This is a genomic window from Chthonomonas sp. (genome assembly GCF_035294165.1).
Classification (GTDB): domain Bacteria; phylum Armatimonadota; class Chthonomonadetes; order Chthonomonadales; family Chthonomonadaceae; genus Chthonomonas.
Genome location: NZ_DATGLN010000164.1, coordinates 1 through 1,369 on the forward strand (window position 1 = coordinate 1; position 1,369 = coordinate 1,369).

The 1,369-nt window shown below is 56.4% G+C and carries 1 protein-coding gene; it reads left to right on the forward strand.

Annotated features, from left to right (window positions below):
• Positions 1–183: 183 nt before the first annotated feature.
• On the forward strand, positions 184–1,369 hold a 1,186-nt coding region (locus VKV29_RS08565; protein WP_324200891.1), incomplete at its 3' end, for a DUF1501 domain-containing protein.

Genomic DNA, 1,369 nt, shown 5'->3' on the forward strand with positions numbered 1-1,369 from the left:
GGGCGCTTACCTACCCAGCGCGAAAGAGACATCATCTTAGGCGCCCTTATCTACAGCGAACATAGAGAGCATGTTTTCCAAGATGTACTCGCCACGCTGCTTGGCACAAAGGAGTTTATCTTTAATCACTAAAACGAAGGCCACTAGGCCATAGCCCTGCTAAGTGCAGAGGAGGTTGAAACCATGATAGAGATCGAACTAGGTAAACATCGAGATTGTGACGGCATTACTCGTCGGGATGTGCTCCGCATTGGAGCCTTGTCGGTGTTGGGTTTGACCATGCCAGACCTGTTTCGCGCCGCCTATGCCGAGAAGGTATTGACGGGCAAAACCAACATCAAAGACATCTCCTGCATCCTACTGTGGATGGGAGGCGGGCCAAGCCACATAGACACCTTTGACCCCAAACCGGATGCCCCGCAGGATATTCGCGGCCCGTTCGGTGCCGTTGCCACGAATGTGTCGGGCATTCAGATCGGGGAGCATCTGCCAAAGCTGGCCAGACATGCGGATAAGTTCTCCATCGTTCGTTCCGTTACCTCACCGGATGGAACCCACGAAACGGCCACGAGCTACCTGCTTACCGGCTATCCTTTCTCAAGAGCCATCGAATATCCGGGCTACGGTGCCGTTGTTGCCCGCGAAAAGGGCTACCAAAACGCCATGCCACCCTTTGTCTCCTTCGGAGGACTTCAATTTAACCACGGCGGCGGGGGCTACATGGGCGATCAGTACAACCCCTTCATTATCAACGGCGATCCGAATAACCCCGGCTTTACCGTAAACGACATTACACCGCCCGGTGGGATCGATCAGGCACGTATGGAGCGACGCCAACTGCTGCGCACCGCACTCGATGATTGGCAACGAAACACGGAGACGGCGGCCCCGGCAGCGCTCACGATGGATGAGTTTTATCAAAGGGCGTATGCGTTGGTTACCTCGCCGGCCGCGAAAAAGGCGTTTAACCTCCACGAAGAGCCGGATAAGCTGCGCGATGCTTATGGGCGCAACTACTTCGGCCAATCGTGCTTGTTGGCACGGCGCCTGGTAGAGGCCGGTGTTCGCTTCGTGCAGGTTAATTTCGGTGGCTGGGATACCCATCAAAACAACTTTGAATGGCTGAAGAACAACATGCTGCCACCCTTAGATGCCGGCTACTCCGCCCTGCTGGAAGACCTTCACAACCGCGGAATGCTCGATACCACCCTCGTGCTGTGGATGGGCGAGTTCGGCCGAACACCGCGCATCAACTCCGCCGCCGGCCGAGACCACTGGCCTAACGCCATCAGCGTGTGCATGGGTGGTGGCGGCATTAAGACAGGAATCGTCGTTGGCAAAACCAACGAGCGGGGAGAGGCCCCTGTCG